The sequence below is a fragment of the Candidatus Zixiibacteriota bacterium genome (genome assembly GCA_040753495.1).
Classification (GTDB): domain Bacteria; phylum Zixibacteria; class MSB-5A5; order GN15; family PGXB01; genus DYGG01.
Genome location: JBFMEF010000192.1, coordinates 1 through 7,316, shown reverse-complemented (window position 1 = coordinate 7,316; position 7,316 = coordinate 1). Strand labels below are relative to the sequence as shown.

Sequence of the window (7,316 nt, the reverse complement as noted above, 5' to 3'; positions counted from 1 at the left end):
CTGGCATATTACACCTGTTATATGATTCCTTAAAAAAAAGAGCTTTATCTCCTTTTCGGCAGAAATATATAACATCTGTTATATCTTGTCAAGTGTTTTTTGTATAAATTTATTGCATTTGTTATAAGTGATTGCTATTTATTGGAGTAGTGTTGTCGGAAAACCTTAAAAGATTGATGAATCTTAGAGGTGTGAATCAGGTTGAGTTAGCCAAAAGGGCCGGCATGAGCCAGCCAGCCATCAGCATGATTCTGGCCGGTAAGCGGCAACCTCTCGCGACTCAGATTGAGAAGCTTGCTACCGCTTTGCATGTCACCACCGACGAGCTCCTCAAGGGAGAGCCGCCAGCAATTCCGAAGAAGGTCGACCAGCTCCCCTCCGACCTCAAGGAACTCCTCGACCTGTATATGGCTCTGCCGGAAGGCGACTGGAGAAAAAAAGCGATTCATGAGATATTGGGTATCAAGAAACAGCCGAAGAAAGAGTGACCGCCAAGAGATAGACAAATTGACCGTCCTGTCTGATTTTACCTCTCAAAAACTACTCACCGCAGGAGGGCTCAATGAGCAAGAAACTATCTCGGAAAGGGCGGCAATTCCTGATGGCATTCCTCAGGGCCGGCAGGAGAGACCAGAAGCGAGTAATTAACCTATTGAAAGGTAAGGGAGGGCGAAGATGAGACAACTACAAAAGAACCAGAAGATAATTCTTCTGGTCGTCGGGGCGCTGCTGTTGTTCACATTTTTGTTCCCTCATTACGCTTTATATGTTCCAACGGAGAATGGCGCGTGTCTTCGGCGCATTGCCTACATCGGGATTCATTCTATATTTGAACGCCAGCCCATTGGATATAATTATGGATATCAAGAAACGCTTCCTGACATTGACTATAGATTTACTTATTTCCAAATAATTGTCATAGTTCTCTTGGGGCTGATTGCCATTTCAGCATCCAAGAAAGATGATGGAGGACGCATATGAATATCTCTTTAAAAAGTCGGTGGGGGTCGCTAAGCAGGCTGGAAAAGGCAATCTGCCTCGCTTCCCTCGTAATGTTGACTGCCGTCATCTGTTACTCGGCCAATCAAACACCATACAAAGTCTCTTATGTGATAGATGGCGATACCTTCGCCCTCGAAAATGGCCAGAAGGTCCGCCTGATTGGCGTTGACTGTCCAGAGTCTCTTGACCCGAATAAGCCGATGGAATACTTCGCCGAAGAATCAATGCAATTTCTGAGAGGCCTGATTGAGGGGCGCGTGGTCGAACTCGAGTATGGTCCCGAGAGAACCGACAAATACGGAAGATTGCTTTGCTATGTTTGGCTTGATGATACCCTCTTAGTGAATAAGCACATAATTCAGTCTGGGCATGGAATGGCTTATCTTAGATTCCCGCACAAATTGGAGGCGGAATTTCTCGAGGCGGAGTTGGCGGCGCGCAGGGCTCCGGTCGGCATGTGGGCTTCACCCCGTTCTCAGCCGAATGGAAAAGAAATGTGGGACGAATACCAAACGTTATTGAATAATCAGGGACAGACGACAGGAGAAAAGCGGCCATGGCTCAGGGATAAGCCGGCCGTTGAAAAGCAAGAGACATCCGAGTTTGGAGACGTAGACAGATATATCAAAAAAACGGGTCAAAGCGGGGATGAAACTGTATATATCACCAGAACCGGAGCCAAATATCATCGCGGTAGTTGCTCCAGCCTGAGGAAGAGCAAAATCCCCATATCAAAAAAAGATGCAATAGCCCGCGGCTATGGGCCTTGTGCGAGATGTCGCCCATAATTGTGATATCCCTTCTCGTCTATGCGATAATCGCACTCTATAAAGTGATTATCATGTGAGTCTCGCATCATCATGCCTTACTATCCCGTCAAAGACCCCAAGACCGGCAAGATAATCGCCTGGGACGCCGTCCAGTACCGTGCCGGAAAGAGATATCGGAAAAGATGCTCCACTAAAGGCGAGGCGATCGACTTCATGGCTTCGGTCATGCGGCTCGACTTCGGCGATTCCGAAGATGACAATCCTCTTTTTGTGGAGCTACTCCCCCGGTACATCAGCTATTGCCAGACCAACAAAAGCGTGCAGACGGTCCGCGCCGATAATGCTCGATTAGCCGCCATTCTCGACTGGACGAAAACCGCCCAGGTTCATTTTCTCTCTGATTTCACACCGGCCGCCATGGAGCGGTTCAAGGGATGGTATCTCTCGCATGCCCCGCTTGATCCGAAGAAAAATTCCCCTTACGGTAAGACCAGGGGGAACCCCAAATCGACTTTGAATAAATACCTCTCCCTTATCAAGGCCTTCCTCAACTGGGCGGTGGTTCATGGATATCTAAAAGAGAATCCTCTCAAGGGATTTGCTTTGATAAAGGATGTCCGGCGGCGCTTCCCCCGGTATTTCACGAAAGAGGAATTGGAAGTCATTTTCAAGGCGGCACGGTCACCGTACCGGGAGTATTTTCAATGGCTGGCCTATACCGGAATGCGTTCGGGCGAGCTGGACCATCTCGAGTTCGATGATATCAGTTTGTCCCAGGGGATAATCAAGATTCAAAGTAAGCCGGGGTTTCATCCGAAGACCTACGAAATTCGCTCTATCCCACTTCATCCGGTTTTAGCCAAGTATCTCCGGGATAATAAGCCGGTCCCGGGACAGAGATATATTTTTGGGAATGCTCAGGGCGGCCATGCCTTCAAGGCAGGGACGGCGCTCAAGCATCTGGTCAATATTCTGCGGCTGAATGAGTTCCCGGATGGCAACCTGTATAGTTTCCGGCATACCTTTGCCTCTCACCTGGTCATGGCCGGGGTAGATATAGCGACCCTGAAGGAACTGATGGGGCATTCGACTATCACTACGACCGAGCAATATCTACACGTTGCTCCGGAGCGGAAGAAAGCGGCCGTGGAGCGGCTGGAATTTTGAGGCGATGATGGTGATGATAATAAAATCAGGGGAGGCTTCTGACCTCCCCCGACACTTGCGCGTGGTTTAGAGTTTCTTCTCTCTCCTCTGCGCGCTCCCGATATGCCCATTCGTCAATGGGCGGGTCTCTCAATAATTCTATACGCAATTCTACTTGATTTGTCAAGTATATTTTATATACTAAAACAGGGCCGGTAGTTCAAGGGACAGAACCGGGGTCTCTCAATCCCATAATATCGGTTCGATTCCGATCCGGCCCATTTCATATATCGGCAACTATTGAACAAAAATAAGCCCCGTACAGCTCCAATCTCCCTACCCCCTCTCTATACCCTCTCGGGCATATCGCCTTCCCCAGATCTCAAAAGCGGCGGCTTCCTGGCCAAATTTGAGGGGCATCTCAGACTTTGGCGAATTTGGCGGAATGGGCTCCGTCCATTGGCGGTTTTGTCGGCGATTACGATGAAAGCGCCTTGAGACATCTTTAAAATTCAAGGGGTTGACTTTCCGGGTATCTGGCGCCCACACAATAAAAAAACCCCTTAAGCTGTTATGACTTAAGGGGCTTTGAGGTTCTGCGGAAGGGGGGATTTGAACCCCCACGCCGTGAAGCGCCACCCCCTCAAGATGGTGTGTCTGCCAATTTCACCACTTCCGCAAATCTTAAACTGCTTCTATTTTCCGCCGCCTTCGGGAGGGGTTGCCGGTGTTCCGGTTGGCTCCCCGGAGGGCTGCTGTTGAGTTTCTCCCGGCTGCACCTGGTCGACCGGAATCTGCTGCTGCTGCGCCTGACGTTCCAGTTCCTTTGCCGCTTCTCTGGTGACCGCGGACTCGGCGGCCGTTGCCTGAGCGCCGGTGCGATTGCTGGACATATATGCCAAGGCGCCGCAGTTAATCATGAAAACTATTGCCAGCACCGTGGTCGATTTGGAGAGAAACGAGGCGGCGCCGCGACCACCAAAAACCGCGCCGGTCAAACCGGAACCGCCGCCGCCAAAGGCGCCCGCCAGACCCTCCCCTTTCGATGACTGCATCAAGACCACGATTATCAGGAGTATGCAGACCAGGGTATGAAATATCACCATTGCCGTAAACAATTCTTATTCCTCCATTCAAACATTATTTCTTCATTATGCCGACTTTATAATCTTCGTGAACTGGTCATTCTTGAGACTGGCGCCGCCCACCAGAGCGCCGTCAATATCCGGCATGCTCAATAACCCTTGGGCATTCTCTCCGGTAACGGAACCGCCATAGAGAATCGCGACCTGCCGGGCGAACTCCGAGAATCTTTTTTCCAGTCGCATTCTTATGAAGCGGTGGACATCCTGCGCCATCTCCGGCGTCGCCGTCTTTCCGGTACCGATTGCCCAGACCGGCTCATAGGCGAGCACAACCTTGCGGAATTCATCATCGCTTAAATTCGCCAGCGAGCCATCCAGTTGACGTCCTACAACCTCCTCGGTTTTACCCAATTCGCGCTCTTCGAGCTTTTCACCTATGCAGACAATCGGGATAAGTCCTGTTCGGATCGCCAGTTTGACTTTCTCATTGACCATCCCGTCATCTTCGGAAAAATATTCTCTTCTTTCCGAGTGTCCCAAAATAACATAGGATACCCCTATTGTCAAGAGCATGGCGGGCGCTATCTCCCCGGTAAATGCCCCCGACTCCTTATAATACATATTCTGGGCGCCGAGGAAAAAGGAACTCCCTTTCAGGAGTTTAGCCACCTCGCTGAGCGCGGTGAATGGCGGGCAGATTATTACGCGGGGATTATCAACATGCCCCACGCTGTTTATAAGACCTCTCACCAGCTCCAAGGCTTCGGGATTGGTCTTATTCATTTTCCAGTTGCCGGCGATAATTTTGAGTCTCATATATTTCTCTACCTCGGCGCATCCGCGAGGGCAGCCACACCGGGAAGAATCTTTCCTTCCAGAAATTCCAACGAGGCGCCGCCGCCGGTGGAAATATGGGTCAGTTTATCGTCAAGTCCCCGGGCGCTGACAGCGGCGGCGGAATCGCCTCCGCCAACAATAGTGGTCGCCCCCCGGGAGGTAATCTTCGCCAGTATATCGGCAATAGCGTAGGTCCCGCGGGCGAATTTCTCCACTTCAAAAACTCCCATAGGACCATTCCAGATAACCATTCGTGCCGTTTCCAGCTCATTCTGGAACAGAGTAATAGTCTCAGGACCGACATCAAGCCCCTTCATATGGTCCGGGATATCGTCGATAGAGACCACCGAAATTTTTGCCGTCTCGGTCATATCGTCAGCGACAACGCAGTCAATAGGCAAAATCAGTTTCAACCCTTTGGAATGGGCTTTCTCCAGAATTTGGCGAGCCAGATCGATTTTGTCTTCCTCCAGAAGTGATTTTCCGATTTTCTTGTGCATTGCCTTGAAAAAGGTAAACATCATGCCGCCGCCAATCAGGATGGCGTCAACTTTGTCCATCAAATTCTGTATGACATCAATCTTGCCGGAGATTTTGGCGCCTCCCAGAATGGCCACAAAAGGTCTCTTGGGGTCGTGCAGGGCACCGCCGAGATATTTAAGTTCCTTCTCCATAAGGAATCCGGCGGCCGAGGTCTTGATGAACTTAGTGACACCCTCGGTTGAGGCGTGCGCCCGGTGCGCGGAGCCGAAAGCATCGTTGACATAGACCTCTCCCAGTTTAGCCAACTGGGCAGCAAAAGCCGGGTCGTTCTTTTCTTCCTCAGGATGGAAACGAAGGTTTTCCAGCAGAAGAATTTCGCCATCTTTGAGGGAATGAGCCAGCTGAACCGCTTCGGGACCGACACAGTCGGAGGCAAAAGAGACTTTCTTGTTGAGGAGTTCCGCCAGACGATTCGCTACCGGTTTCAACGACATTTCCGGCACCGGTTTTCCCTTGGGACGTCCCAGGTGACTGCAGAGAATCGCCCGACCGCCGTCATTGATGACTTTCTTAACGGTGGGGAGCGTTTCCTTGATGCGGCGGTCATCGGTTATTTTGCCTTCTTTATCGAGCGGAACATTGAAGTCAACGCGAACCAGGACCCGTTTTCCTTTGAGATTGATATCAGCTATAGACAATTTTTTCATAGTTCATCCCTTCTATCAAAAAGCCCCGCCGGATAGCGGGGCTCATAGAATCAGAGCATTTTTTCCAGCATCTCCCGCATCCGTACCGAGAATCCCCACTCGTTATCGTACCAGGAGAAAACTTTGGCGAAATTTCCCTTAACCGAGGTCAGCTCCGCGTCCAGAATGGAGCTGTGGGGATTGCCGACAATGTCCGATGAGACAATCGGTTCGGTGCAGAATTGCAAAACTCCCTTCATAGGACCTTCGGCCGCTTTCTTGAAAGCGGCATTGACCTCATCTTTGGTGGTCTCTTTGCTCAGAATCACAGCCAGGTCAACCAGGGAGCCATCCGGGGTGGGGACGCGAATAGCGATACCATCCATCTTCCCTTTCAGCGCCGGAAGCACTTCCGAAATCGCTTTGGCGGCGCCGGTAGAAGTCGGAATCATCGAAAGAGCGGCGGCTCGGGCGCGTCGCAGGTCTTTGTGCGGGAGGTCAAGGATCCGCTGGTCGTTGGTATAGGAATGAATGGTTGTCATCAGCCCTTTTTCAATTCCGAAATTATCCAGAAGAACTTTGGCAACCGGCGCCAGGCAATTGGTGGTGCAACTGCCGATGGAGATGACATCATGTTTGCTCTTATCATAATCTTTGTCATTGACGCCTAAGACGAAAGTGCCGTCATGTCCCTTGGCAGGGGCGGAAATCAGAACTTTCTTTGCCCCGGCTGTGATATGCTTAACGGCGTCATTCTTGTCCTTCATTATGCCGGTCGATTCGCAAACCACCTGAGCTCCGAGTTTGCCCCACGGCAGCTTGGAAGGGTCTTTCTCTGCTGTTACCGGAATTTTCTTTCCATCCACAATCAGATTACTGGCATCATATCCGATTTCGCCGGGGTATATCCCATGGATTGAGTCATATTTCAGCAGATGCGCCAGGGTGGCGGCATCGGTGATATCGTTAATCCCGACAATCTCAAGTTTGGAATTGCGGGCGGCCCGGAAAACGAGACGTCCGATTCTTCCAAATCCGTTAATTCCCACTTTAATTGCCATCGCATTCCTCCTTGAAAATATTTATTATCGTCGCTTTGAGCGGAAAGTGTAGGCAAGCCCAACGGAGAGTTGCCATCCCGAATAATCTTTTATCCCGACCAGGGGATTGCTGAATTTGACCGGCAGATATTTGAAATTAGCCAATAGACAGATCTGGTCGGCCACCGGAAAATCGAGCCCCCCGCCGAGCGTGTAGGTCAGTTCCGTTTCACTTTCATCGGTGAATTCTACGCCATAATAATAATC

9 protein-coding genes and 2 tRNA genes are annotated in these 7,316 nt (G+C 50.6%); 5 read left to right on the top strand and 6 right to left on the bottom strand.

Features of this window, described 5'->3' with window-relative positions; translation table 11 throughout:
- The first annotated feature begins 149 nt into the window (after positions 1-149).
- From AB1690_12575 to AB1690_12555, 5 genes are all read left to right on the top strand, one after another.
- Positions 150-488 (top strand): helix-turn-helix transcriptional regulator, encoded by a 339-nt coding sequence (locus AB1690_12575; GenBank protein ID MEW6016137.1) that lies wholly within the window; start codon positions 150-152, stop codon positions 486-488.
- Between the two features lie 187 nt (positions 489-675).
- Complete coding sequence (locus AB1690_12570; GenBank protein ID MEW6016136.1) at positions 676-981, top strand: hypothetical protein; 306 nt, start codon at positions 676-678, stop codon at positions 979-981.
- Positions 982-1,109: 128 nt separating this feature from the next.
- Positions 1,110-1,790: a thermonuclease family protein gene (locus AB1690_12565; GenBank protein ID MEW6016135.1), complete on the top strand. Its 681-nt coding sequence runs from the start codon at positions 1,110-1,112 to the stop codon at positions 1,788-1,790.
- 72 nt (positions 1,791-1,862) lie between these two features.
- Positions 1,863-2,939: a tyrosine-type recombinase/integrase gene (locus AB1690_12560; protein MEW6016134.1), complete on the top strand. Its 1,077-nt coding sequence runs from the start codon at positions 1,863-1,865 to the stop codon at positions 2,937-2,939.
- 188 nt (positions 2,940-3,127) lie between these two features.
- Positions 3,128-3,199, top strand: a tRNA-Glu gene (locus AB1690_12555).
- Positions 3,200-3,515: 316 nt separating this feature from the next.
- Here the strand turns inward: AB1690_12555 and AB1690_12550 are convergent.
- The 6 genes from AB1690_12550 to AB1690_12525 form a co-directional block, all read right to left on the bottom strand.
- Positions 3,516-3,597, bottom strand: a tRNA-Leu gene (locus AB1690_12550).
- Positions 3,598-3,613: 16 nt separating this feature from the next.
- Entirely contained in the window at positions 3,614-4,036 is a 423-nt protein-coding gene (gene secG, locus AB1690_12545) for a preprotein translocase subunit SecG (GenBank protein ID MEW6016133.1), read from the bottom strand.
- 33 nt (positions 4,037-4,069) lie between these two features.
- Positions 4,070-4,819 carry a triose-phosphate isomerase gene (gene tpiA, locus AB1690_12540; GenBank protein ID MEW6016132.1) on the bottom strand — a complete coding sequence of 250 codons (750 nt, stop codon included), beginning with the start codon at positions 4,817-4,819 and terminating at the stop codon, positions 4,070-4,072.
- Positions 4,820-4,827: 8 nt separating this feature from the next.
- Positions 4,828-6,030: a phosphoglycerate kinase gene (locus AB1690_12535; protein MEW6016131.1), complete on the bottom strand. Its 1,203-nt coding sequence runs from the start codon at positions 6,028-6,030 to the stop codon at positions 4,828-4,830.
- A 50-nt stretch (positions 6,031-6,080) separates the two neighbouring features.
- Positions 6,081-7,070 (bottom strand): type I glyceraldehyde-3-phosphate dehydrogenase, encoded by a 990-nt coding sequence (gap, locus tag AB1690_12530; GenBank protein ID MEW6016130.1) that lies wholly within the window; start codon positions 7,068-7,070, stop codon positions 6,081-6,083.
- A gap of 24 nt (positions 7,071-7,094) precedes the next feature.
- Positions 7,095-7,316 (bottom strand): hypothetical protein (locus AB1690_12525; protein ID MEW6016129.1); only part of this gene is annotated, 222 nt, incomplete at its 5' end.